The sequence below is a fragment of the Pseudomonas sp. SDI genome, assembly GCF_003105155.1.
Taxonomy (GTDB): Bacteria; Pseudomonadota; Gammaproteobacteria; order Pseudomonadales; family Pseudomonadaceae; genus Aquipseudomonas.
On record NZ_QETK01000026.1, the window covers coordinates 54,042 to 78,240 of the forward strand.

Sequence of the window (24,199 nt, forward strand, 5' to 3'; positions counted from 1 at the left end):
CATGGAGCTTTTTCGTCACCAGCGTGCTGGCGGGCCGTGTGGGGTGTGGATGGCCAAGGTGGAGTACGACACGGCGGCGTTTCCCTTCCAGCAGATCGTCGCACGCGACGTCTACGGGGTAAGCGAACTGGCCCAGTTGCATCTGGCGCAGGCCGAACGTGACCGCTGGCGCAGCGATGAGCGCGCCGGCTATCAGGCCAACCTGCGCCTGCGCGAACGGATGAAAGGGCTGGCCGATGACTGCCCGCTGTACCAGGCCTACCATGCCTTTGCCCGCAACGTGATTGCCGCCGCGTTTGGCGGCAAGATCGCCTACGCCAACCAGCCGAAATGGCGCGTTCATCTGGCGCAGACCTGCAGTGTCAGTGCCTGGCACTGCGATGCCCAGGTAACCCGACGCAGCGACCAGTTGACGGTGTGGGTGCCCTTCGTCGATGTGCACGAGGGCAGCGCGATGCATGTCGAAACCGGGTATGGCCGGGCGGACTTCAGCCCGATTGCATTGCGCTATGGGCAAGCGCTGGTCTTCGATGGCGGCTATCTGGCGCATGGCACGCTGTACAACCATACCGACATCAGCCGGGTCAGCATGGACCTGCGTTTTGCCTGCCATCGTGGCACCACGGCAAGCTTCGAGCGCCTGCGCGAAGCCCGTCCTTCACCTCTGCCAACCTGGCCTTAGCATGCGCCGAGCCGATCGCGGGGCGAGCCCGCGCCTACAGGGTCGACACATTTCCTGCGGGAGCGGGCGGGTCCCGCGATAGGGCCCCTCAGTCAACCTCGACCCGCAGCCCTGCCGCCTGCCAATCCGGAAAGCCGCTGTCCAGCCGGCGTGCCTTGAAGCCGCGCTCGCGCAGCGCCGCCACCGCCTCCACCGACAGCACACACCAGGGGCCGCGGCAGTACGCGACGATTTCCTGCTGCGCCGGCAGCTCGCCCAGCCGCCGCTCAAGATCGGCCAGCGGAATATTGATCGCACCGGGCAGATGACCGCTGGCGAATTCCTCGGCCGGGCGCACGTCGAGCAAGGTCACGCTGTGCTCCTGCAAGCGTTCGATCAGCTCCAGCCGCGACATCGCCTCCAGACGATCCTGCCGCGCCCGGCTGTCGGCCAGCAGCTCGCGAATCGCCTGGCGGTTGAAGTCGGCCAATTGTCGCAAGGCCGCCAGCACATTGCCGATCGGTCCCTCGCCAAGGCGATAGAGCACGCGCTTGCCATCGCGACGGGTTTGCACGTAGCCGGCGCGGCGCAGGTGCTGCAAATGCTGCGAGGCATTGGCCACCGACAGTTCGCAGGTTTCGGCAAGGCGCTCGACCGAGCGCTCGCCCTGGGCAATGTGCGACAGCAGCTTGAGCCGGTGCGCATGCCCAAGGGTGCGCGCCAGCTCGGCGAGGTCGGAGAAAACATCGGTCGGGGATTCGTTCATTGACAGAACGCTAGCACTGACCAATCATTCAATCAATTAATTGAATGTTCATAAAACAACCAGCAAGGGGTATTTTATGTCGCAACTGCTCGATTTTGCTGTGCCGGCCCTCCTCATCGGTGTACTGGCCACCGCCCTCGCCGACCTCTGTGCGCTGTTGCAAAAACGTGTACTCGGCATGCAGGTGGCCAATTGGCCGCTGGTCGGGCGCTGGTTCGGCTACATTTTCCTCAAGGGCCAGTGGCGCCACGCAAGCATTGCCCGGGCACCGGCGCTGGCCGGCGAAGGCTTGATCGGCTGGGGCGCGCACTACCTGATCGGCGTGCTGTACGCCGGCTTGCTGCTGGCGTTGTGCGGTATCGACTGGGCGGCCAGCCCGAGCCTGCTGCCAGCCCTGGCTGTGGGCCTGGGCACACTGGTGGCGCCGTTTCTGCTGATGCAGCCAGGTATGGGCCTCGGTGTAGCGGCGTCGAACACGCCGCAACCGAACGCCGCGCGCCTGCGCAGCGTGCTGGCCCACGGCATTTTTGGCCTGAGCCTGTATGTCGCGGCGCAGCTGGTTGCGCCGCTCATCTAGGGCCGAAGCTCGCAAAGCGCTGTGTAAAGGGTAAGCTAGCGGCCAGGACGAACAACAAACCCGAAAAAAGGACAGGCTACATGAAGTACGATGACGCCTCCTGGCCAACCCCGAACGACGAGTGTCGACTGCGTCGAGGCCACCCGGTGCAGGCCCACCCGAGCGGTTTTTTCCTGGCCTGGGCAGCTTTCCAGGGCTTGCTCAGCCGCGATTTCGAAGCCGACTACGATGCCGAAATCGAAGCGCTGGCCGAGCGCCTGCTCACCCCCGGCGCGTTCCTGCGCTACTGCTGCGACGGTCAGTTGGTCGACGAAGACTTCAACGCCCGCGGCAATGCCTTCGTCGCCAACTACCTGAATGGCGACAACAGCGCGTTCCTCGCCGACGTCGAAGCGGTGCTGGCCAGCCCTTTCGCGGTGCTCGACAACTGGGACAACTTCGACCGGCTCAAGCCGCTGCTCGACCAGCGCTTCGCCCAGTGGCTGGCGCCGCGCTGATCAACGGCGCGGCCTGCACGCCACCTCCCCCTGCGCAGCTGCTCAGACGTCAATCCACGGCGCATACCGCCGGCGGCTGCGCAGCAATTGGATCCAGCGACTTCTGGACTGAATAGGGCCTATAAGCCACTATTGCCGGCAAACAGAGCCGGCGTCGCTCAGGAGACAGGAATGCCTATCGAATCAAAGCTGACCGAGCTGCTGCTGGCAGCCGCCCCAGAAGACATCAAGGTGCTCGTCGACCACCTCACCGATCAAGGCAACGGCCGCCTGGCGCTGGCTGCGGCAGTGCGCACGACGCTGGCACAGGCCTGGGAACAGCGGCGCTACACACGCACGGCGATTGAACTGATCGTCCACGAAATCAAGTTGTTCGGTGGCAACAGCCTGGTCAACCTGGTGCGCCGCGATGGCGTGTCGTATGAGGAAGTGGTGCGCGATGTTGCTGATCACCTGGGCCTGACGCAGAACAAGGACGACTCGATCACTACCGTGGAGCGGCGGATTCTCGTCGCCCAACTCGACAAGGGCTTTACCTCGATGACCGAGGCCGAGCATGTAGCATTGCTGCGCGCCGCCGCCGAACCGCTCAAGGGCAGCACCTACGGCTCTGCGTCCGGCTTTGGTTTCGACGCACTCAAGTCGACCCTCAAAGGTTCGAGCATCGCCGGCGCGGCGGCAGCGATGGTGCCTCGGGTGCTGGTCGCCAACCCCATCGGCGCGGCGGTGCTTGGCGTCGCCGGAGTACACGGCCTGGCCAAGCAGGCCTACCGCATCACCGTGCCCTGCGTGACGCAGATCGCCTACCTGCGCTACAAGGGAGGCCAGGCATGAACCCGCTTGCCAACCAGAGTTGGGCCATCGGTTGCTCGCAGGACCAGCAACTCATGCGTGTCGAGAGTTTGCCGAGCAGCAGTGCGGCCAGCGCCGCCCGCCGGGAAAAGCTCGACATTCAAGAGTCGGGCATAAGCCGCCTGGGCAGCATCGTCCAGGCCCTGCCGGGTTTGCTGACCCGCCAGGAGGTCACCAGCAGCCAGTACCTGCGCGTGGAGGTCAACGGCACGCTGGCCAAGGCCGCCGACGGCAACGGCTTGCGCGCCTTCGTGCGTGACGAGAATGGCAAGTTCGTCGAACACGCTCGGCTGTTCGAAAGCGACCGGCTGAAGACGCTGGTCAATACTGCCGCACTGTTCCAGATCGCTTCGGTCGTGGTCGCACAGCAACATCTGGCCGACATCAGTGCCAAACTGAGCGAAATCAAACAGGGCATCGAGCGCATAGAGGCCCACCTGCAGAACGAACGCCGCAGCACCATCGAAGGCATGCTCACCTATCTTCGCCAGGAGGCACCGTCAATTCTCGAAGGCGATCTGGCGCCTGCCGTGCTGGGCCAGCTGGAGCGTTTCGAGACAGACCTGACCAGCATTCAACTGCACCTGGCCAAAGATATGGACACGGCCATTGGCCTGGTCAGCGACATGAAGAACCCGGAGATGTTCGGCACCCGCCAGCTCACCGACAACCTGAACAAGCAACAGGACGATTTCCGCGCCTACGCCGAACAATGGCAGTTGTGCCTGGCCGGGCGTTCGGCGATCTGCCGCATGCTCGGCGCCAGGACGGATGACTACAAACGTATCGAACGGCGTCAGCAAGCGCTCTGTGCGCTGGCCGAGAGTTTCTTTGGCCGCGACGGGCAGCCACAACGGTTCAACGAGGCTATCGGCGGTCAGGCCGGCAAACTGAATTCGCGCTTCGAAAGCCGTTCGGTGATTCAGGCCAACAAGCTGGCCATCGAGTTGGCCACCGAGAAACACGTGATGCCGCTGATTACCCAGGCGCGCTCGAATGTCGAGCAACTGCAGGGCTACCTGACTCCGACCCAGGGCCATGAGCCGGTGGTGATGGAGTTGGAGATACGCGGCGACCGGCTGATTGCCGCGCATGCGTTGCGCTGAGTGCGTCTGACCTTCAAGGAAGAAATAAGCCGTGAACCCATATTTCAGCGTTGATGAAGATGCGGTTCTGCCGCCTCTGCCTAAGGTTGGCTATGCCCGAATAGACGACATCGAGTACTCCACCAGCAACAGGATGGTACGCGTCACTTTCGATATGGTCGATGCCGAGTGGATGGATAACCGCCTTGCTGCTCGGGGGGGCAATCCTCTGACGTCGGAAGATTTCGTGCAGATGCCATTGTTTCACCTTGAGATGGCGATGAAGACCAGACGATTCCAGCGTCTGAAGCGCTTTCGATTCCACAATATTTCCACCTGGTACACCTTACATCTAAATCCTCATGGCCAACGGGCCATTCTGTATGCCAACCAGTCGGCCCGCTCGACACCGGTGGCGGTCAAAGTGCGGCGCTGCGAGCGCAGCCCAGAACTTACGAAGACGTTCGACCTCGGGACGCCGACTTCAGAGCTGAACCCAACCATCACGGCACTGCTTGGCAAAATCGACAGTGAGCGCGTGATCGTCTTCGATGTTGGCCAGGGTAGTGCGAACGGCCTAATACGTGACGGGCAGTCATCTTCGCTGTACTTCGATACCGGTGCAGGTGTCTACGGCAACCAGCACACCCGACCGACCAACATCGATTTGCCGGCAGACAATGTCGATGTAGTGATCTTGTCGCACTGGGATGGCGATCACTGGGCCGGAGCGACGCTTGAGCACAATCGAGAGTTACTGAAAAAGATCTGGATCGCCCCCAAGCAAGTGGTCGGCCCGAGCCACAAGGCCTTCGCGGATAGCATCAAGCAAGGCAATCTCATCCTCCTGGAAATGGGCGAGACCGTTGCACAGGTTACTCTGGCCAGTGGCCGACAACTGCGGCTCGCACAGGGCACTAACCGCAGTACGCGCAACGACGGCGGTCTGGTGCTTTGCATTGACAACCCCCAGCGCACTGCCAGCATGCTCCTGCCTGGCGACTGTGACTACTCGTACTTCAAGCACTTGGACGTTAACCCCCTCAAGGGCCTAGTCGTTCCACATCATGGCGCTCGCCTGGAAAGTCAGGCAGCTGACATTCCGACCCGACACCTCGACGGCGCGACGCTGGCCTACTCGTTTGGCCCGTCTAACAGACATGGTCCGACTCACGTGCGCCATCCTACTGCGGCGAGCGTTGAGCAACACAGCGCCTGGAATCACGCCGGCTGGAACCCCGCCAGCCCCGGTGTCGGCCTGCCAACCGGCGAGGTCAGGGCTACCTGCGAACACCCGCCCGGAACCCACCGCGGCGACGTCTATCTGGATTGGTGATTTCGGCCCGGCAGCGGGCCGCCGTCTTCTCTCATGTTGTTTCCCCAGTGAACCAGCCTCGATAAAAATGGTCTTTGCGCTGGTGACTTGTGCATGGTCCGGCCATGGCAAGCCACGGGGAGGTGCAACGGTTATCGCCCCTTTTTAAGTCACCCAGTCACCAGTGGCGGCAGGCCTGCGGCCAGTGGCTTTTCATTTTTTCGTTCATGGGGATGATAACCATGCTGAACATTCGTACCGCCGGGGTGCGCCGCGTGGCACTGCCGGCACTGGTTGCCGCGCTGCTGACCAGCGCCCTGCCCGTGCATGCCGAAGAGGCATCGAGCGACGCTCGCTGGGTCAGCGACAACCTGACCACCTACGTGCGCAGCGGGCCCACCGATGGCCATCGGCTGGTGGGCACGCTCACGTCCGGGCAGAAGGTCAAACTGCTGAGCAGCCAGGGCAGCTACAGCCAGGTGCGCGGCGAGTCCGGCGACACCGTGTGGATTGCCAGCAGCGACCTGCAGAGCGTGCCCGGCCAGGCCGAGCGGCTGCCGCAGTTGACCGCGCAAGTGGCGCAATTGAGCGCCGAATTGAAAAACGTCGACGACCGCTGGAAGATCCGCGTGCAGGGCATGCAGGAGACGCTGGATTCGCGCAAGGCGCTGATCGATGAGCTGGAAGCGCGCAGCAAGGCACTGAACAGCGAACTGGGCGAAGCGCAATCGGCACTGCGGGCCAGCCAGGCAAAGCTGGGCGATGAAAACAAGCAGGTGCTGATGCGCTACATGGTCTACGGCGGCGGGATTGCCGGGGCCGGGTTGCTGGCGGGGTTGCTCCTGCCAATGCTGAGTCGCGGGCGTAAGCGCAACGATCGCTGGTTTTAACCTCAAGGGGCCCCTCGCCGCATTCGGCGAGCGCAGTTCACGGCCCGGCGTACGCCGCCGAGGGGGGGCTGCAACGCGCTATAGAAGCAGGGCTTATGCTTCATCAGTAATATTCGTTTTGCTGAGACCGCGCGGGTTGCCATAGTGGCGGCCCGCTTTTGATTTCAGGAACCTACGGATGTCTGCTGAAACGTCGTTGGCCACCTTGATCCGCAGCATGCGGCCACAACTGAATCAAGGCACCTATGTGTTCTGCACGGTCGGCGATTGGGGCGCGATTGCACCGGGCGATGTCATCGGCAGTTTCCGCGAGGCCGAAGGCTTGACCCTGATTCTGCAGCGCGAACGGGCTGCAGCGCTAGGGTTGAGCTTCAGCTACGAGGCGGCGTGGATCACCTTGACCGTGCATTCGTCGCTGGCGGCTGTGGGGCTGACGGCGGCGTTCGCCAGCGCACTGGGGCAAGCCGGGATCAGTTGCAATGTGCTGGCAGCGTTTTATCACGACCATATTTTTGTCGCGCAGGCCGATGCGCAGCGGGCGATGGCGGTGCTCGAAGGGTTGGCGGCGCAGGCTTGATCCCTCTGCCACGGTCGCCGGCAGGCCAGCGCCCACAGGGCACCCCGTACGTGGGGCGAGACCTTCAGATCACCACGTTGCGCACAAAGCGAGTCGCCACCGCCCCATCGTTGCGATACGCATGCACCCGGTTGCTGCCGAACGAGTAGAACTCGCCGGCCGCCAGGCGATGCTGCTGATCCTCGATCACCAGGGTCAGCTCGCCTTCGCACACATACAACTGCTCGCTCCAGCCATCGGCGTCGGCTTCGGCCGAGTACACCTCGCCCGGCTCCAGGCGCCACTCCCATAGCTCCACCTCGCGGCTGGCAGCAGAACTCGCCAGCAGTGTGGCCTTGCTCCCAGGATGCACGCCGGTCCAGGCCAACTCGTTGATCCGACTCGGATCGCGGTTGTCCGGCGCCTGGATCAAGTCGCTGAACGCTACCTCAAGCGCCTCGGCCAGCCGGTCGAGGGTGGTCAGGCTGACATTCTTCTCGCCGGCCTCGATCGCCACCAGCATCCGCCGGCTCACCCCGGACTTTTCCGCCAAGGCACTCTGGCTCAGCTCGGCGGCATGGCGCAGACGACGAATGTTCTGGCTGACGTGTTGCAGCACGGAGGCGCGCTGACTGGAATCTTTGTGCACTATATTGCTCACTGGTAGGGGCTGCGCAGTATACTGCCCACTTTGGCGCATTGTGCGTCGCCCCTCCCCTGCGTGCAAGGCCATGACCCCAACGACTTCCCGGCAACGCCCCTCCCTTTCCTTCCGGCTGAGCAAAGCAGAACTGGTGCTGGTGTTCATCACCCTGCTCTGGGGCGGAACCTTCCTGCTGGTGCACAACGTGATGACGGTCAGTGGCCCGATGTTCTTCGTCGGCCTGCGCTTTGCTGCGGCGGCGCTGTTCGTCGGCCTGGTCAGCTGGCGCTCGCTGTCCGGGCTGACCGCGCTCGAACTCAAGGCCGGCGTGCTGATCGGCGCGTCGATCATGCTCGGCTACGGCTTACAGACCGTCGGCCTGCAAACCATCAGCAGCAGCCAGTCGGCGTTCATCACCGCCTTATACGTGCCCTTCGTGCCGCTGCTGCAATGGCTGGTGCTCGGCCGCCGTCCGGGCCTGATGCCAAGCCTGGGCATCGGCCTGGCGTTTGCCGGGCTGATGCTGCTGGCTGGCCCGGCCGCAGGCTCGATCCACTTCAGCCCCGGCGAAATTGCCACCCTGGTCAGCGCCGTGGCTATCGCTGCCGAGATCATCCTGATCAGCACCTACGCCGGCACGGTCGACGTCCGCCGGGTGACCGTGGTGCAACTGGCCACCGCCTCGGCACTCTCGTTCATGATGGTGGTGCCGACCCAGGAACGCCTGCCGGACTTCTCCTGGCTGCTGGCCCTCAGTGCCCTGGGCCTGGGCGCAATGAGCGCGGTAATCCAAGTGGCGATGAACTGGGCACAGAAGTCGGTTTCGCCAACCCGAGCTACGCTGATCTACGCAGGCGAACCAGTCTGGGCCGGCATCGTCGGGCGCATTGCCGGCGAACGTCTGCCGGTGCTGGCATTGCTCGGCGGGCTGCTGATCGTAGTAGCGGTGATCGTCAGCGAACTGAAGGTAAGACGCCGCGATGTCACAGACAACCTCGACGAACCTGCGCGAGAAGAGCGCGAGGCAGGATAATCCCGGCCAGCGACACCTCGGTTTTGGTAAAAAACTGTTATAAAAAAATGCTTTATTGGCGCGCCCTTGTAGGATTCTGCGACAGCTTGCGGGTTGGTGATCGACGGGGCGCCACGTATGATCCCTTACAAACCTCTGCAGATTAGAAATCTATGTCCTTGATAGTTCTACTGCTTCTGCCGTTTGTTGGCAGCTGTCTGGCGGCCGTTTTGCCGCACAACGCACGTAACACCGAATCCTTGCTGGCCGGCCTCGTCGCCTTGGTCGGCACGGTTCAGGTGGCGTTGCTGTACCCCCAGGTCGCCGACGGCGGCGTGATCCGCGAAGAAATCCTCTGGCTGCCGAGCCTGGGCATGAACCTGGTCCTGCGCATGGACGGCTTCGCCTGGCTGTTCTCGCTGCTGGTACTGGGTATCGGCACCCTGGTGTCGCTGTACGCGCGCTATTACATGTCGCCGCAAGACCCGGTACCGCGGTTCTTTGCCTTCTTCCTGGCGTTCATGGGCGCCATGCTCGGCCTGGTGATCTCGGGCAACCTGATCCAGATCGTGTTCTTCTGGGAACTCACCAGTCTGTTCTCGTTCCTGCTGATCGGTTACTGGCACCACCGCGCCGACGCCCGCCGTGGCGCCTACATGGCCCTGATGGTAACCGGCGCCGGCGGACTATGCCTGCTGGCGGGGGTGCTGCTGCTCGGCCATGTCGTCGGCAGCTATGACCTGGACAAGGTCCTGGCTGCTGGCGAACTCATCCGCAATCATGCCCTCTACCCAATCCTGCTACCGTTGATCCTGCTCGGTGCCCTGAGCAAAAGCGCGCAATTCCCCTTCCACTTCTGGCTGCCGCATGCCATGGCGGCGCCCACGCCGGTCTCGGCCTACCTGCACTCGGCGACCATGGTCAAGGCCGGGGTGTTCCTCCTGGCCCGGCTGTGGCCGGTGCTCTCCGGCAGCGAAGAATGGTTCTGGATCGTCGGCGGCGCCGGCGCCTGCACCCTGCTGCTGGGCGCCTATGCGGCGATGTTCCAGAACGACCTCAAGGGCCTGCTGGCCTACTCCACCATCAGCCACCTGGGGCTGATTACCCTGCTGCTCGGCCTGAACAGCCCGCTGGCCGCGGTGGCCGCGGTGTTCCATATCCTCAACCACGCCACCTTCAAGGCCTCGCTGTTCATGGCCGCCGGGATCATCGACCACGAAAGCGGCACCCGCGACATCCGCAAGCTCAGCGGGCTGTTCCGCTTGATCCCGTTCACCGCGACACTGGCCATGGTTGCCAGTGCCGCGATGGCCGGTGTGCCATTGATGAACGGTTTCCTGTCCAAGGAAATGTTCTTCGCCGAAACCGTATTCATCAGTTCCACCGCCTGGGTCGAAACGGCGCTGCCGGTCATCGCCACCCTTGCCGGCACCTTTAGCGTGGCCTATGCGCTGCGCTTCACCGTCGATGTGTTCTTCGGCCCGCCGGCCAGCGAGCTGCCGCATACCCCGCACGAGCCGCCACGCTGGATGCGCGCGCCGGTCGAGCTGCTGGTACTCGCCTGCCTGGTAGTGGGGATCTTCCCGGCACAGTCGGTCGGCCCGCTGCTGGCCGCCGCCGCATTGCCGGTGGTTGGCGGCACCTTGCCGGACTATAGCCTGGCGATCTGGCACGGCTGGAACGCCCCGCTGATCATGAGCCTGATCGCCATGAGCGGCGGCATCCTGCTTTACCTGGCACTGCGCAACCAGCTCAAGCTTGGCCGCTTCAGCTATCCGCCGCTGATCGAACGGTTCAATGGCAAGCGCCTGTTCGAACACGGCCAGGTGCTACTGATGCGTATCGCCCGCCGGGTCGAACGCAGCCTGACCACCCGTCGCCTGCAGAAGCAGTTGTTCATGCTGGTGCTGATGGCCTTCCTCGCCGGCTTGCTGCCGATGCTGCACAGCGGCCTGAGCTGGGGTGACCGGCCGAAGATTCCCGGCTCCAGCGTATTCGTCATGCTCTGGCTGATCGCCATTGCCTGCGCCCTGGGCGCCGCCTGGCAAGCCAAGTACCACCGGCTGGCAGCCCTGACCATGGTCAGCGTCTGCGGCTTGATGACCTGCATCACCTTCGTCTGGTTCTCTGCGCCCGACCTGGCCCTTACCCAGCTGGTGGTGGAAGTGGTCACCACGGTGCTGATCCTGCTCGGCCTGCGCTGGTTACCACGGCGAATCGAAGGTGTCTCGCCACTGCCCGGCAGCCAGGAGCGCGCGCGCCTGCGGCGTCTGCGCGACCTGATCCTGGCGATGCTGGTCGGCAGTGGCATGGCCGTGTTGTCGTACTCGATGCTCACCCGGCAAACGCCGAACGACATTTCCACCTTCTACCTCAGCCGCGCCCTGCCCGAAGGCGGTGGCAGCAACGTGGTCAACGTGATGCTGGTGGACTTCCGCGGCTTCGACACCCTCGGCGAAATCACCGTACTGGCCGCCGTGGCCCTGACCGTGTACGCCCTGCTGCGCCGCTTTCGCCCACCGAAGGAGAGTATCCAGTTGCCGGCCCAGCAACGCCTACTGGCCCCGGACGTGGTCACCGACCTGGTCAACCCGCGCAATGCTGCCGATACCGCGCTGGGCTTCATGATGGTTCCGGCTGCCCTGGTGCGCCTGCTGTTGCCGATTGCCTTCATCGTCTCGATGTACCTGTTCATGCGCGGCCACAACCTGCCCGGCGGCGGCTTCGTCGCCGGCCTGGTGATGTCGGTGGCATTCATCCTGCAGTACATGGTGGCCGGCACCCAGTGGGTCGAGGCCCAGATGAGCCTGCGCCCGCTGCGCTGGATGGGCACCGGGCTGCTGTGCGCGACTCTCACCGGGGCTGGCGCGCTGGTCTTCGGCTATCCGTTCCTGACCACCCACACAGCTCATCTGCACCTGCCGCTGCTCGGCGATATCCACGTCGCCAGCGCGCTGTTCTTCGACATCGGGGTGTTCACCGTGGTGGTCGGCTCGACCCTGCTGATCCTCACTGCGCTGGCCCACCAGTCGGTGCGTAGCCACCGGCCCGGGGCCCAGGCCAAACCCACCTGCACAGGAGCCGCCTGATGGAAGAAGTCATTGCAATAGCCATCGGCGTGCTCGCCGCCTCGGGGGTCTGGCTGATCCTGCGGCCGCGAACCTATCAGGTGATCATGGGCCTGTGCCTGCTGTCGTACGGGGTCAACCTGTTCATCTTCAGCATGGGCAGCCTGTTTATCGGCAAAGAGCCGATCATCAAGGACGGCGTGCCGCAAGACCTGCTCAATTACACCGACCCGTTGCCTCAGGCCCTGGTGCTGACCGCCATCGTCATCAGTTTCGCCATGACCGCGTTGTTCCTGGTCGTGCTGCTGGCTTCGCGCGGCCTGACCGGCACTGACCACGTCGATGGTCGGGAGGCCAGCGAATGAGCCTGATGAACCAACTGATCGTCGCGCCGATTTTGCTGCCGTTGCTGACCGCCTCGATCATGATGCTGCTCGGCGAAAAACACCGCCCGCTGAAGGCGAAAATCAACCTGCTGTCGAGCCTGGCCGGGCTGGGCATCGCCGTAAGCCTGCTGTGGTGGGTGCAGGAGCAGGGCCAGGCCAGTTCGATTGGCGTCTACCTGCCAGGCAATTGGCCGGCACCGTTCGGTATCGTGCTGGTGGTCGATCGTCTGTCGGCGCTGATGCTGGTGCTCACCGGGGTGGTCGGGGTCAGTGCGCTGATGTTCGCCAGCGCACGCTGGGACCGCGCCGGTTCCAGTTTCCATGCGCTGTTCCAGATCCAGTTGATGGGCCTGTACGGCGCCTTCCTGACCGCCGACCTGTTCAACCTGTTCGTGTTCTTCGAAGTCCTGCTGGCCGCCTCCTACGGCTTGATCCTGCACGGCTCCGGTCGGGCGCGGGTCAAGGCCGGCCTGCACTACATCGCCATCAACCTGCTCGCCTCGTCGCTGTTCCTGGTGGGCGCGGCGATGCTCTACGGGGTGACCGGCACGCTGAACATGGCCGACCTGGCGCTGAAGATCCCGCTGGTACCGGAAGCCGACCGCGGCCTGCTGCATGCCGGCGCAGCCATCCTCGCCACGGCGTTCCTGGCCAAGGCCGGGATCTGGCCGCTGAACTTCTGGCTGGTGCCGGCCTACTCGTCGGCCAGCGCCCCGGTGGCCGCACTGTTCGCGATCATGACCAAGGTCGGCATCTACACCGTGTTGCGCCTGTGGACCCTGCTGTTCTCCGGGCAGGCCGGGGCTTCGGCGTTCTTTGGCGGCGAATGGCTGGTGTACGGCGGCCTGGCCACCCTGGGCGTGGCAGCCGTGTCGATCCTGGCCGCGCAGCGCCTGGAGCGCATGGCCAGCCTGAGCATCCTGGTCTCGGCCGGGATCCTCCTGGCGGCCATTGGTTTCGGCCAGCCAGCGCTGACCGCCGGTGCGCTGTTCTACCTGGTCAGCTCGACCCTGGCACTCTGCGCGCTGTTCCTGCTGGCCGAGTTGATCGAGCGTTCGCGTTCGGCCAACGAGATCCCGCTGGAGGACGACGGCGAAAACCTGCCACCGCCGCTCGAATCGCTGCAGCCGCCCAAGGGCATCAACCTCGACGACGAACAGAAGGCCGTGATCGGTCAGGTGATCCCCTGGACCATGGCTTTCCTCGGCCTCAGCTTCATTGCCTGCGCGCTACTGATCATCGGCATGCCACCGTTGTCGGGGTTCATCGGCAAGGTCAGCCTGATCAGCGCGCTATTCAACCCAGCAGGTTTGGGCGGGCCGCCCGGGCCAGCGCTGTCGCTGGCCGGTTGGACCCTGCTGGCGCTGCTGATCCTTTCCGGCATGGCCTCGTTGATCGCCCTGACCCGCGTCGGCATCCAGCGCTTCTGGACGCCACAGGAGCGCCCTTCGCCGCTGCTGCGGCGCAACGAGTGCATCCCGATCGTGCTGCTGCTCGGCCTGTGCGTGCTGCTCAGCGTGCGGGCCGAACCGCTGCTGCGCTACACCCAGGACACCGCCGCGTCGCTGCAGGATCCGCAACACTACGTCGACGCGGTGTTCAGCACCCGGGCCATTGCGGGCCCGACCGCGCATAACCTTGCCGGGCAGGTGCAACCATGAAACGACTGTTCCCCGCCCCGCTGCTGTCCCTGGCCTTGTGGCTGCTGTGGCTGGTACTTAACCTTTCGCTGAGCCCGGGCAACCTGTTGCTCGGCGCCTTGCTCGGCGTTGTCGCGCCGTTGCTGATGGCACCGCTGCGGCCATTGCCGGTACGCATCCGCCGCCCGGGGGTGATCCTGCGCCTGATCGGCCGTGTCGGTATCGATGTGCTGGTTTCCAACCTGCAGGTGGCCCGCGGGGTATGGCGTGCCAAGCAGCATCCACCGCACTCGCGCTTCGTCCGCATCCCGCTGGCATTGCGCGATGCCCATGGCCTGGCAGCGCTGTCGATGATCACCACCGTGGTACCCGGTACCATTTGGTCGGAGTTGGCCCTGGACCGCAGTGTGCTGTTGCTGCACGTGTTCGAACTGGACGACGAAGCGCCATTCATCCAGCACTTCAAGGACACCTACGAACGCCCACTGATGGAGATTTTCGAATGACCGGGTTGCTCGACAACGCCATCCTCGCCAGCCTGCTGATCTTCGCCGTGGCCATGGCCCTGACCCTGGTAAGGCTGTTCCGCGGGCCCTCGGCCCAGGACCGGGTACTGGCGCTGGACTACCTGTACATCCTGGCGATGCTGATGATGCTGGTGCTCGGCATTCGCTACGCCAGTGACACCTACTTCGAAGGGGCACTGCTGATTGCGCTGTTCGGCTTTGTCGGCTCGTTCGCCCTGGCCAAGTTCCTGCTGCGCGGCGAGGTGATCGAATGACTGCGGCCCATCAACTGCCACTGTGGCTGGAAGTGTGCACGGCGATCCTGTTGCTGGTCAGCAGCCTGTTCGCCCTGACGGGCGCAGTCGGCCTGCTGCGCTTAAAGGATTTCTTCCAGCGCATGCACCCGCCCGCGCTGGCCTCGACCCTGGGCACCTGGTGCGTAGCGCTGGCCTCGATCCTGTATTTTTCCGGGCTGAAGGCATCGCCGGTGCTACACGCGTGGCTGATCCCGATCCTGCTGGCGATCACCGTACCGGTGACCACCCTGCTGCTGGCCCGCGCCGCGCTGTTCCGTAAGCGCATGGCCGGTGACGACGTACCGGAAGAAGTCAGCAGCAGCGGCGATCGCGGTCACTGATCGGCACCGGGCGCGGCGGCCTGGCGCTGCAATTCGCGGCGGACCATGGCCGCATATTCGGCGGGGCTCAGCTGATACAGCTGCGCCGCCACCCAGTTGAGCCATGCCCCTTGCAAGCTTTCGCGGCGGGCCAGCCATTCCCGGGCCTGGACCTCGGCGCGCAGTTGATGTTGCGCATGGAACGCAGCGCGGTCGGGCCGCGCGGGGCGGTGATCGTGCACGCTCACTCGCTGGCCTTGAAGGTCAATTCGCCCTTGCGCCATTTGGCCGCTTTGCCAATGGCTGCCTTGAGCGGCTTGGTCAGGCCTTCGAGCAACTGCTGGTGAGCCGCGAAGACCATGACCACGCCCTGCCCTTCGCGGAACACGATCCCTTCGCCTTCCGGCACCGAGACAAAGGCGTAGTCGCCCAAGCCATACACCGTCAGTTTGATCTCGCGAAAGCGAATTTCCATCTTGCCGCCCTCACGGCTGGGCAACACGGCGGCGCGAAAATGATCACCCACTTTCAGCTCAAGGCGCTGCTTGTCATCGACCACCAGGGCATCTGCGGTATCGATCTCGGCGAAGTAAACGCCTTCCGGGCTTTGCTCGGCGATATAGACGAACCGCCCTTGGAACTGTTTGACCAGCTTGGCCCGAAGGTCACCAAGCACGAACAGGGCATGCATATCCAGATTGCTGACTGCCAATGAAAATTCCTCAACACACTTTTACACCGTCGTCGGGCGGGCACCGAGGCTCCGCGACCACGCCGGCTGTTCGATTTAGGAGTCTGAAAGACTAGTGAATTCGTGCAGGAAAAGCCTGAGCCGATTGGCGGCTGATATCGCAAGAAAGCGCACGACTTTCTGTCAGACAACGCCGAACGGCAGCTTTTCAGCAGATTTCCCCAACAGGCACCGCGATTTCTGACATTAAAACTGCAGAAAAAATGCGATAGCTGAAGGAAAGTCCGCGACAGGTGGGCTTTGGGGTAAGCACTCTCACTGCACAAGGAAGGGAATATGCACGAAAACACAGAAACCCGTCGAGTAGCCGAAGGCGAAATTCCTGTTCGATGTAGGCTAATTTACCTCCCACGGTACGTCGTCATCCCTGCCGGCAGGGGATTTTTCCACATTACCGAGTATGCCACCGGGCGAGTCAAAGGTTTCCGGCGCACGCACAACGCCGCCTGCGCCCTGGCCCGCACATTGGAACATTGACTCAGCAGGCGTGACGCGCAGCCTGCGTCGCCGGCTCAGGGTTCAACTGCGCCAGCCAGGCCGCGCGACACTCCATCGCCTCGCTGCGGCTGGCGAACGCAGTGCCGCGGCGCTCGCCATTCACCAGCACCACCCAGCACACGCGTACCCCAATGGCACGAAACGACATGGGCACGCCACTGCCGATCATCACGGCCACATCGACTTTGCTATGCATGATTCCCTCCGGAATTTCATTAGCAACCTAACGATGCGCACATGATACGGCCGTGTCAGCAACGGAAAAAGCTATCCCCCGCATAGCTGTTTTGCATCAACGGTAACAAACCCGACTCAGGCCCGCGCCATGCGCTCCGGTTTGTAGCCCAGACGCAGGCCGCCCCAGTGTCGGCCCTTGACCTGAACCGGCACCGACAGGTCGTGCATCAGTTCACCGGTATCGCGGGTGTAAGTCTGCAGCAGCACCGGTTGCTGGTGGCTGCCACAGCGGATGCCGGTGCGGTCGTCGAACTTGCGTTTGCTGCGGTTATGCGCAGTATCGCTGGCTTCGTCGCCGGTCAGTGGCTGGTTGAAGGCATTGTTGTGAGTGGGCACATAGCCCTGCTGGGTGCAGGCGATGGCAAAGATCAGCCCTTCATGCTCCTTGAGCAACGGTTCCTGGATCGACGGCAATACCTGGTCGGTGTACTGGTCGAAGCGGGTGTGATAACGCGTCGGCCGGGTGCCGGGCATCACCTGATACTGCCGGTCGAACAGATCGTCGAGGCTGATGCGACCTTGGTCGATATCACGCTCGAACTGTTCGGCAATCTGTTCCGCACCGCGCCGCGCCAGGTCATAGACGCGCTGGTGATAGTCGTCCAGGCCAACCTCGGCGAGGCGCTCGCTGATGCTTTCGGCCTGCCCTTCCATTTGCACCGCCGCTTCGGCCAGGCGCTGGGTCTGCTGGTCGCTGACCTCCAGATCGCTGCGCATCTGCGCCACGGCGGCGAACAGGCTATCGAGCTGGACGCGGGTGGTTTCGGTGCCCTCGGCAATCTCGCCGATCTGCTCTTCGACGCCGGCCGCCAGCCCGGCGATGCTGTCGAGCTGCTCGCCGGTATGCTCGACCTGATCGACGCCGCTGTGCAGGTCATCTGCCAGCGTACGGATCTGTTCCACCACCTGAGCGGTGCGTTGCTGGATATCGGCGACCATCTGTCCGACTTCCTCGGTGGCACTGGCGGTCCGGCCGGCCAGACCGCGCACTTCGTCGGCGACCACGGCGAAACCGCGGCCATGATCGCCAGCGCGTGCGGCCTCAATGGCGGCGTTGAGCGCAAGCAGGTTGGTCTGGCTGGCGATAGTCTGAATCACCAGGGTGACTCGGGCGATGTCTTCGCTGCGTTGATGCAGCGCCTCGATCAGCTCGCGGCTGGCGCTGGCACGGCTGCTCAACTGGTGCATGCGCTGGATCGACTCGGCCAGCACGGTGCGCCCGGCGGCGCTGCTCTGGTGGGCCTCGCGGGCCGCCACCAGGGCTTGCTGACTGAGCGTAGAAGTGACTTTTTCGGTGCCGATCATGACTTCGGCGCTGCTGACGATCTGCGCGGCAGAACTCAGTTGCGACTGTAATTTATCGGCCAGCTGGCGCACCGCGAAGGCCACCCCGGCGGCGGACAAGGCATTATGGCTGGTGGTTTGCGCGAGGTCGCGGGTGAGTTCGGCCAGCGGATCGCCAGCGTCGACAATCGGCTGCGGCGCGCGCCGCAGGCGTGGCAGCCAGAGGGTCAGTAATGCCAGTGGCAGGCACAGGTATACCGACACCTCGGCGAAGGCCATGGCCAACAGCAGCGCCGTCAGTACCAGGCTTTGCAAAACCGTGCCAGGCAGAGATCCTTCTCGCATCATAACGTGGGCTCCAGCAATGTCGTTTTTGTGACGGTATTAAACGCCACTATTACGCCATTAGCTATGCTGCCTTGGCCGGGTGTTGATGCAGAGCAATGAACCGTTCAAGCCCCGCGACAGGCACAATGCAAAAGCCCCAGGGTTCTACCCCCGGGGCTTTTCTCGACGACCCGCGCGAATCAGGCCTGACGCTGGTGCTTGTCGATCTGCTCGTGGCGCTCTTGCGCTTCGATGCAGTATTTGGTCGTCGGGCTGATCAGCAGGCGCTTCAGGCCGATCGGCTCGCCGCTGTCGTCGCACCAGCCGAAGCTCTCGTCGCCAATGCGGTCCAGTGCCATTTCCAACTGCGGCAGCAAACGCTGATCGCGGTCGATAACGTTGACCAGCCAGTGACGCTCTTCTTCAACCGAGGCGGCATCGGCAGGATCGGCAGGCGTATCCAGGCTCTCGATGGCTACACGGCTTTGCTCGATACGTTCCTGGGTCTCGATCTTCATCGACTGCAACAGCGCAGTGAAGAAGGCCAGTTGCTCGGCGTTCATGTAGTCATCGGCCGGCATGGCCAGTAACTTTTCCTTTGTCATTGATTTCTCTATAAAAAAATACGTGCATTAAGGCGAATCGGGTGCCCCCGCAGATAGCCTCTGCGGCGACGGAATTCTTCAAGCACCTTCCGGCACTCAATTTACAGGGGGCGGCAGTCTAAGGCCGAGATTCGCGGTGGGCAACAGAAATGACAGGGGTTTTGTCCGAAAAAGCCCTTTTGCCCAGCGTAATCCGCCACAAAGGGCTTCGCCCGTGGCAGTCGGGTGCAGACTGGCACGGGTTGGGCGCTGATTTCAATCGACATATCCGCTCACACTTGCCCTGGCAACAGACCGGATAAACCCGGCTCGGTTCACATCACGGCTTCGTCCGTGCGCCGTAGTTCACCGATTTTCTCCAGCCGCGCACGGACGATATTACGGCTGATCGCCAGCAAACGCCCAGTCTGCAGCTGATTACCATGACAGAAACGATAGGCCGTGCGGAACACGGTTTCCTCGATATGCTCGTACAGCTCGGGAATATTCTGCTCGAACAGGGCAATCAACGCCGCTTCAAGGTCCGCCGGCGCAGCCGGCAGGCGCAGCGGTTGCGCACGTTCTTCCTGGCGGATGCCCACCGAACGCATATCCACCAGGTGCAGGTCGGCGGGCTGCACCACCTGCTGACGGCACACCAGCAAGGCGTGATGAATGGCGTTTTCCAGCTCACGGATATTCCCCGGCCAACTGTGCCCGAGCAGCTTGCGCTCGCTTTCCAGGCTCAGGCTCGCGCGGCTGTAGCCGAGGCGCTGGCAATGCTCTTCAAGGAAGAACTCGGCCAGCGGCAGAATATCTCCGGGCCGCTCGCGCAGCGGTGGCAGGCGGATGGTGGCGACGTGCAGACGATAGAACAGGTCTTCGCGAAAATGCCCGGCCACCACCGCATCGGCCAGGTTGACGTTGGTCGCCGCCACCAGCCGCACATTGATCGGGATCGGCGTGCGCGAGCCGAGGCGCACGACTTCACGCTCCTGCAACACACGCAGCAGCTTGACCTGCATGTTCAGCGGCAGGTCGCCGATTTCATCGAGGAACAGCGTGCCGCCATTGGCCGCCTCGAACCAGCCGGCCTTGCTGTTGGTGGCGCCGGTGAAGGCGCCCTTCTCATGGCCGAACAACTCGCTCTCCACCAGGGTTTCGGCGAACGCCCCGCAGTTCACCGCCACGAACGGTTCGCGGCCACGTCGGCTGAGCTGGTGGATATGCCGCGCGACCAACTCCTTGCCGGTACCGGTTTCGCCGATGATCAACGTGTTGGCCTCGCTCGGCGCCAGACGCTCGATGCGGCTCAGCAGCTCCTGCGAGCGCGGGTCCTTGAACACCAGCACGGTGGCACGAACGGACTTGGTCAGTTGCCTGGCGTTGGGATGGGTAATCAGCGACATGGTGCATTCCTGGCATTAATAGCGCAGGCCCATAGTGCACGAAACAAAATAGAACAAATAATTATTAATTAGTCTTTGTATATTCCATTTTCAACTATCAAGCAGTATTGCTGCGCCAGCAGCAATCGAGCAACAGCGGATGTCTGTCGATCAGCATCCAGCCCCTCTGGCACACCCGCACATCTGCATCGAACGCCCGTTTTCAAAGGGCTGCGCGGCAGTTATCGAAGGCTGGCACGCATTTCGCTCAAGGCCTTGGCAATGTTGTTTCGCTCAAGGACCCCCGATGAAACTGCCCCATGCCCTCGCCTTCGGTGTGAGCCTGCTGACCCTGTCGATCTCCGTCCTGGCCAGCGACTATCAGGGCCTCGGCGTCCACGACGGACACCTGCTGCTGAACAACCGCAAGGACTCGCTGCCGTTCGCCCGCAAGGTGTTCAACGACCAGCCCATCACCCCGATCTGCAACCCGAGCGTGCAATAAGGAGCCCACGCATGAGCATCGAATTCTTTACCCGCCTGCCACTGCACGGCGAAACCCAGTTCCTGCCCGGCGACCCGCGCAATCGTGGCGACTGGCACGCCAGCCCGCAGAGCACCGGCGCCGTATCGGGCTTCCAGGTGGGTGACCCTTTCACCTACATCGACTACCTCGGGCAGATCGCCCGCGCCGCCGAGATCAATGGCTTCGGCGGCGCGCTGATGGTCAACGCAGCGTCCGGCGAGGAGCCGTGGACGGTGTGCTCGCTGCTGGCCCGCGAAACCCGTACGCTGAACTACGTCAGCGCCTTCCAGCCCTACCACTACAGCCCGTGGGTGGCCGTGCAGCAGGCCGCCACTTACCAGCGCGCCAGCGGCAACCGGCTGATCTGGAACATCATCAACGGCGGCTCGGACACCGTGCAGCGTCAGGTCGGCGATTTCAGCGACCACGACGAGCGTTACGAGCGCGCCATCGAGTTCATGGACGTGGTCAAGGGCTACTGGCATTCGGAAAACTTCCACTACAACGGACGTTTCTATAAAGCCGAAGGCGGCGGTTTGCGCGGTCCGCAGAAAAAAGCCGAGCTGCCGCTGATCTGCACCGCCGGCTCGTCGATCCCCGCGCGCGAGTTTGCCGCCCGGCATGCCGACTTCTACCTGATGCGCGCCGAGCACCCGGACGAGATCCGCGCGCTGATTGCCGATATCCGCGAACGGGCGCTGAAGTACGGGCGCAGCGCTATCCGCTTCGGCCTGTCGATCGACGTGATCACCCGCGAAACCGAGGAACTGGCCCTGACCGAAGCCAAGCGCTTCTTCGACGAAGGCGTGGCCAAAGGCGCGGCCAAGGCGGTGGCGGCCCATGCCGGGCTGCGTAGCGCGCGCACGCTGAGCTACGAGCATGAACTGCGCAGCAAGGAAGACAGCCGGCCGTTCGATGACTTCTTTATCTACCCCAACGTCTGGGCCGGCTTCAGCTATATCGGCATCCCACCAGGCCTGGCCCTGGTCGGCAGCTACGCCAACGTGGTGGCGCGGATTCGTGAATACAATGCGCTGGGCATCGAGCTGTTCTTCCTCGCCGGTTACCCACACCTGGAAGAAGCCTATCGCCTCGGCGAGCACATCCTGCCGCACTTCCGTGGCGAACGTAAGCCGCTGCGGCGGATCGCCAGCGACGCGCCGGTGCAGCGCGCAGCGGGGGCCTGAAGCGATGAACGCGGACGATTACAGCCGCCGCTTCCTCGGCCAGGGCCTGGCGCTGAGTGGTAGCCTGTTGCTTGGCAGCAGCCTGCTCGGCGGTTGTGGGCCGAACGAGCAGCCGGCGGCGGTCGCCAGCGGCCAGCCACGCCTGGCCCTGCCCGAGTTTGCCGAGGCCAGCGGGGCTGCTGCACTGGGTGGACCGCGACAACCTGGTCAAGCTCGACAACCGTACCGTGCGCCTGAGTTTCAAGGAGGGTCGCAGCTTCCTCGCCCTGCCGGAAACCTGGGTGAACTTTGGCGGTATCGTGCCGGTGGACTATCACCCGGTGACCAATCCGGTGGACGCCGGGCCGTACAAGCTGAAGAGCTTCACCCCGGGCCAGCGCTCGGTGTTCCGCCGCTTCGAGCACTACTACAAGCGTTCGCGGCCATATGCCGCCGAGCTGGAGATCATCGACTTCAAGGACCAGGTTTCCCGCCTAGCGGCGCTGCGGGCCGGGCAGATCGACATGGCCAACGGCATGCCCAGCGCAGCGCGCTGGTGCATCAGGCCTGCCCGAGCGCCCCCTCGAACATCCACCACAACGCCTCCAGCCGCCGCCTATACGCTGCCTGCCCGGCGTAGATCAGCTCGACGCTGAGGCTATCGACGATCCCCATGTAGGCATCGCGGCAACGCTGCCGACTCAGCACATCGGTCTCTGTCAGTTGCTGCTCGAACAACTCGCCAAGGCGCGCCAGATAATCTTCGAACCCCGCGGAAATCAGCGGCCGCAGCGGCGCCGGCGGAAAGAACGCCGAGCGCAGCAGGAAGCGCAGGTGCGCCGATGCCGCGTAGCGTTCGCCCAGGGTGTGGCTGTAGCGGGCGCCGGGCAGTGTCGGCTCGGGTTCGGCGAAGCAGGCTTCAATGTGCGCCCGCTCGGCAGCCAGTGCGCATTCAAGCACGGCTTCGAACAGATCGTCCTTACTGCTGAAATGCGCGTACAGCGAAGGCTTGCGCAAGCCGCTCGCCACGGCGATATCGTTGAGCGAAGCGGCGTCGTAACCGAACGCGGCGAACTGCTCGACGGCGACCGTGCAGATTTTCTCCGCCGAGGGCGTCAGGCTTCTCATTGCAGGCTTCTCCTTCGCTACCCGGCGCTCAGTGCCCGGCCAGGCTGTTCAATTCAATCGGCAGGTTGCGGGTACTGGCGCGCACCAGCAGTGCCACCACGACGGCCGAGCCGGCCAGCAGCGCTGCCCAGTAGCCGGTCCCCAGCGGCGCCATGATGCCCGACAACGGCGTGGCGAACGACGAAATTGTCATCTGCAACGCCCCGAGCAGGGCGGCGGTCGAACCAAGGGCACGGTGTTGCGAAGCCATCACCAGCGACATCAGGGTAGCCTCGGCAATGCCCAGGCCGAACATCGCCACGGCCATGCCGGCGACGATGGCGTACAGCCCGGCGGCGCTGAATGCGCCGAACAGCACCAGCAGCGCGCCCAGCAGCATGCACGTGGCGCCCCATTGGGCCAGCCGCGCCAGGCCTTTGCGTGCGACCAGCCGACCAGCCGTGAAGGCACCGAGCAGCACCGCCACGCCAGTGGCGCCGAACAGCGTGCCGAAGGTTTGCACCGACAGGCCGAAGTGGCTCTGGTAGACGAACGCGGCGCCAGCGATGTAAGCGAACAGGAAGAAGAACACTGCCGACAGGGCCAGCGCCGGGCGCAGGAAGTGGCCATCGCCGGCGATGCGCGCGTAAGTACGCAGGATGTCGCGCGACGACCATCGCAGGCGCCTGGCCACGGGCAGGGTTTCCTTGAGGACCCAGACGGAATTGAGCAGTACCAATGCGCCGAGAGCGGCCAGGGTAAGCATGACCGCACGCCAGCCGAAGTGGGCACCGATGAAGCCGCCCAGTGCCGGAGCGATCACTGGCGAGAGGCCGACGATGGTCATCAGCAGGGCGAAGATCTGCGCGGCGCGGGCACCTTCGGCGACGTCGCGGACCATGCTCATGATCACCACCAGGGTCAGGGCGCTGCCCAGGCCCTGAACGAAGCGGGCCAGCAGCAAGGTGTCGAGGCTGGGGGCCTGGGCGGCGGCCAGGGAACTGAGGATGAAGATGCCCAGACCGATCAACAGCGGGCGGCGGCGGCCGAAGGTATCGACTACCGGGCCGAACAGCAGCTGGCCAGCGCCCAGGGCCAGCAGGAAGACCGTCAGGGTGAGCTGAACCCCAGCGTAAGAGGTGGCGTATTCCAGGGCGATGGTGGGCATGCTGGCCAGGTACATGTCGATGGCCGACGGGCCCAGGGCGCCGATCAAGGCCAGGGCGATGGCGAATTTCAGGTGGGGGGCTGGGGGGGATTG

General features: G+C 63.7%; 27 protein-coding genes and 1 pseudogene. 18 read left to right on the plus strand and 10 right to left on the minus strand.

What is annotated here, in order from left to right; genetic code table 11:
• Window position 1 precedes the first annotated feature (1 nt).
• Window positions 2–682 carry a streptomycin biosynthesis enzyme StrG gene (locus DCO48_RS17335; protein WP_133247618.1) on the plus strand — a complete coding sequence of 227 codons (681 nt, stop codon included), beginning with the start codon at window positions 2–4 and terminating at the stop codon, window positions 680–682.
• Window positions 683–770: 88 nt separating this feature from the next.
• Here DCO48_RS17335 and DCO48_RS17340 read toward each other — a convergent pair whose 3' ends face one another.
• Entirely contained in the window at window positions 771–1,427 is a 657-nt protein-coding gene (locus DCO48_RS17340; RefSeq protein ID WP_116551836.1) for a metalloregulator ArsR/SmtB family transcription factor, read from the minus strand.
• A 76-nt stretch (window positions 1,428–1,503) separates the two neighbouring features.
• Here DCO48_RS17340 and DCO48_RS17345 point away from each other — a divergent pair, with 76 nt between their 5' ends.
• The 7 genes from DCO48_RS17345 (at window position 1,504) to DCO48_RS17375 (ending at window position 7,220) form a co-directional block, all read left to right on the plus strand.
• Entirely contained in the window at window positions 1,504–2,004 is a 501-nt protein-coding gene (locus DCO48_RS17345; RefSeq protein ID WP_116551837.1) for a DUF2938 family protein, read from the plus strand.
• Between the two features lie 80 nt (window positions 2,005–2,084).
• Window positions 2,085–2,501, plus strand: a complete 417-nt coding sequence (locus DCO48_RS17350; RefSeq protein ID WP_116551838.1) for a hypothetical protein — start codon at window positions 2,085–2,087, stop codon at window positions 2,499–2,501.
• Window positions 2,502–2,672: 171 nt separating this feature from the next.
• Window positions 2,673–3,335 (plus strand): hypothetical protein, encoded by a 663-nt coding sequence (locus tag DCO48_RS17355; protein ID WP_116551839.1) that lies wholly within the window; start codon window positions 2,673–2,675, stop codon window positions 3,333–3,335.
• Entirely contained in the window at window positions 3,332–4,459 is a 1,128-nt protein-coding gene (locus tag DCO48_RS17360; RefSeq protein ID WP_116551840.1) for a hypothetical protein, read from the plus strand. Before DCO48_RS17355 ends, DCO48_RS17360 begins: the two co-directional genes overlap by 4 nt.
• Window positions 4,460–4,490: 31 nt before the next feature.
• Entirely contained in the window at window positions 4,491–5,774 is a 1,284-nt protein-coding gene (locus DCO48_RS17365) for an MBL fold metallo-hydrolase (protein ID WP_116551841.1), read from the plus strand.
• A 221-nt stretch (window positions 5,775–5,995) separates the two neighbouring features.
• Window positions 5,996–6,643, plus strand: a complete 648-nt coding sequence (locus DCO48_RS17370) for a TIGR04211 family SH3 domain-containing protein (RefSeq protein WP_116551842.1) — start codon at window positions 5,996–5,998, stop codon at window positions 6,641–6,643.
• 178 nt (window positions 6,644–6,821) lie between these two features.
• Window positions 6,822–7,220: an ACT domain-containing protein gene (locus DCO48_RS17375; protein WP_116551843.1), complete on the plus strand. Its 399-nt coding sequence runs from the start codon at window positions 6,822–6,824 to the stop codon at window positions 7,218–7,220.
• A 64-nt stretch (window positions 7,221–7,284) separates the two neighbouring features.
• On the opposite strand, the gene DCO48_RS17380 is transcribed toward DCO48_RS17375, so the two are convergent.
• Window positions 7,285–7,848, minus strand: coding sequence for a helix-turn-helix domain-containing protein (locus DCO48_RS17380; RefSeq protein ID WP_116551844.1), 564 nt, complete (start codon window positions 7,846–7,848; stop codon window positions 7,285–7,287).
• 82 nt (window positions 7,849–7,930) lie between these two features.
• On the opposite strand from DCO48_RS17380, the gene DCO48_RS17385 reads away from it, so the two are divergent.
• From DCO48_RS17385 to DCO48_RS17415, 7 genes are all read left to right on the plus strand, one after another.
• Window positions 7,931–8,875 (plus strand): DMT family transporter, encoded by a 945-nt coding sequence (locus tag DCO48_RS17385; protein WP_116551845.1) that lies wholly within the window; start codon window positions 7,931–7,933, stop codon window positions 8,873–8,875.
• A 152-nt stretch (window positions 8,876–9,027) separates the two neighbouring features.
• Entirely contained in the window at window positions 9,028–11,943 is a 2,916-nt protein-coding gene (locus DCO48_RS17390) for a monovalent cation/H+ antiporter subunit A (protein WP_116551846.1), read from the plus strand.
• Window positions 11,943–12,287: a Na+/H+ antiporter subunit C gene (locus tag DCO48_RS17395; RefSeq protein ID WP_116551847.1), complete on the plus strand. Its 345-nt coding sequence runs from the start codon at window positions 11,943–11,945 to the stop codon at window positions 12,285–12,287. Before DCO48_RS17390 ends, DCO48_RS17395 begins: the two co-directional genes overlap by 1 nt.
• Window positions 12,284–13,969: a monovalent cation/H+ antiporter subunit D gene (locus tag DCO48_RS17400; RefSeq protein ID WP_116551848.1), complete on the plus strand. Its 1,686-nt coding sequence runs from the start codon at window positions 12,284–12,286 to the stop codon at window positions 13,967–13,969. Before DCO48_RS17395 ends, DCO48_RS17400 begins: the two co-directional genes overlap by 4 nt.
• The gene (locus DCO48_RS17405) at window positions 13,966–14,454 is read left to right on the plus strand and encodes a Na+/H+ antiporter subunit E (protein WP_116551849.1); all 489 of its coding nucleotides are present in this window, start codon (window positions 13,966–13,968) and stop codon (window positions 14,452–14,454) included. The genes DCO48_RS17400 and DCO48_RS17405 overlap by 4 nt, the downstream gene beginning before the upstream one ends.
• Window positions 14,451–14,729 carry a K+/H+ antiporter subunit F gene (locus DCO48_RS17410; protein WP_116551850.1) on the plus strand — a complete coding sequence of 93 codons (279 nt, stop codon included), beginning with the start codon at window positions 14,451–14,453 and terminating at the stop codon, window positions 14,727–14,729. The genes DCO48_RS17405 and DCO48_RS17410 overlap by 4 nt, the downstream gene beginning before the upstream one ends.
• Complete coding sequence (locus tag DCO48_RS17415; protein ID WP_116551851.1) at window positions 14,726–15,091, plus strand: Na+/H+ antiporter subunit G; 366 nt, start codon at window positions 14,726–14,728, stop codon at window positions 15,089–15,091. The genes DCO48_RS17410 and DCO48_RS17415 overlap by 4 nt, the downstream gene beginning before the upstream one ends.
• On the opposite strand, the gene DCO48_RS17420 is transcribed toward DCO48_RS17415, so the two are convergent.
• From DCO48_RS17420 to DCO48_RS17450, 6 genes are all read right to left on the minus strand, one after another.
• Entirely contained in the window at window positions 15,085–15,312 is a 228-nt protein-coding gene (locus DCO48_RS17420) for a hypothetical protein (protein ID WP_116551862.1), read from the minus strand. The two genes, DCO48_RS17415 and DCO48_RS17420, sit on opposite strands and share 7 nt — an antisense overlap.
• Window positions 15,313–15,314: 2 nt before the next feature.
• The gene (locus DCO48_RS17425) at window positions 15,315–15,782 is read right to left on the minus strand and encodes a hypothetical protein (RefSeq protein ID WP_116551852.1); all 468 of its coding nucleotides are present in this window, start codon (window positions 15,780–15,782) and stop codon (window positions 15,315–15,317) included.
• A gap of 517 nt (window positions 15,783–16,299) precedes the next feature.
• Entirely contained in the window at window positions 16,300–16,515 is a 216-nt protein-coding gene (locus DCO48_RS17435) for a hypothetical protein (protein ID WP_116551854.1), read from the minus strand.
• Window positions 16,516–16,631: 116 nt separating this feature from the next.
• Complete coding sequence (locus DCO48_RS17440) at window positions 16,632–18,188, minus strand: methyl-accepting chemotaxis protein (RefSeq protein WP_116551855.1); 1,557 nt, start codon at window positions 18,186–18,188, stop codon at window positions 16,632–16,634.
• A 179-nt stretch (window positions 18,189–18,367) separates the two neighbouring features.
• On the minus strand, window positions 18,368–18,772 hold the full coding sequence (locus DCO48_RS17445; protein WP_116551856.1) for a TraR/DksA C4-type zinc finger protein: 405 nt from the start codon (window positions 18,770–18,772) through the stop codon (window positions 18,368–18,370).
• A gap of 314 nt (window positions 18,773–19,086) precedes the next feature.
• On the minus strand, window positions 19,087–20,160 hold the full coding sequence (locus tag DCO48_RS17450; RefSeq protein ID WP_116551857.1) for a sigma-54-dependent Fis family transcriptional regulator: 1,074 nt from the start codon (window positions 20,158–20,160) through the stop codon (window positions 19,087–19,089).
• A gap of 286 nt (window positions 20,161–20,446) precedes the next feature.
• Here DCO48_RS17450 and DCO48_RS17455 point away from each other — a divergent pair, with 286 nt between their 5' ends.
• The 3 genes and pseudogenes from DCO48_RS17455 to DCO48_RS17465 form a co-directional block, all read left to right on the plus strand.
• Window positions 20,447–20,644, plus strand: coding sequence for a hypothetical protein (locus DCO48_RS17455; protein WP_116551858.1), 198 nt, complete (start codon window positions 20,447–20,449; stop codon window positions 20,642–20,644).
• Window positions 20,645–20,655: 11 nt separating this feature from the next.
• Window positions 20,656–21,852 (plus strand): LLM class flavin-dependent oxidoreductase, encoded by a 1,197-nt coding sequence (locus DCO48_RS17460; RefSeq protein ID WP_116551859.1) that lies wholly within the window; start codon window positions 20,656–20,658, stop codon window positions 21,850–21,852.
• 152 nt (window positions 21,853–22,004) lie between these two features.
• Window positions 22,005–22,376, plus strand: a pseudogene (locus tag DCO48_RS17465) (ABC transporter substrate-binding protein); the annotation flags it as partial.
• Window positions 22,377–22,392: 16 nt separating this feature from the next.
• On the opposite strand, the gene DCO48_RS17470 reads toward DCO48_RS17465, so the two are convergent.
• Both DCO48_RS17470 and DCO48_RS17475 read right to left on the minus strand, forming a co-directional pair.
• Window positions 22,393–22,959: a TetR/AcrR family transcriptional regulator gene (locus DCO48_RS17470; protein ID WP_116551860.1), complete on the minus strand. Its 567-nt coding sequence runs from the start codon at window positions 22,957–22,959 to the stop codon at window positions 22,393–22,395.
• Window positions 22,960–22,987: 28 nt separating this feature from the next.
• Window positions 22,988–24,178: a multidrug effflux MFS transporter gene (locus tag DCO48_RS17475; protein WP_116551863.1), complete on the minus strand. Its 1,191-nt coding sequence runs from the start codon at window positions 24,176–24,178 to the stop codon at window positions 22,988–22,990.
• Window positions 24,179–24,199 lie beyond the last annotated feature (21 nt).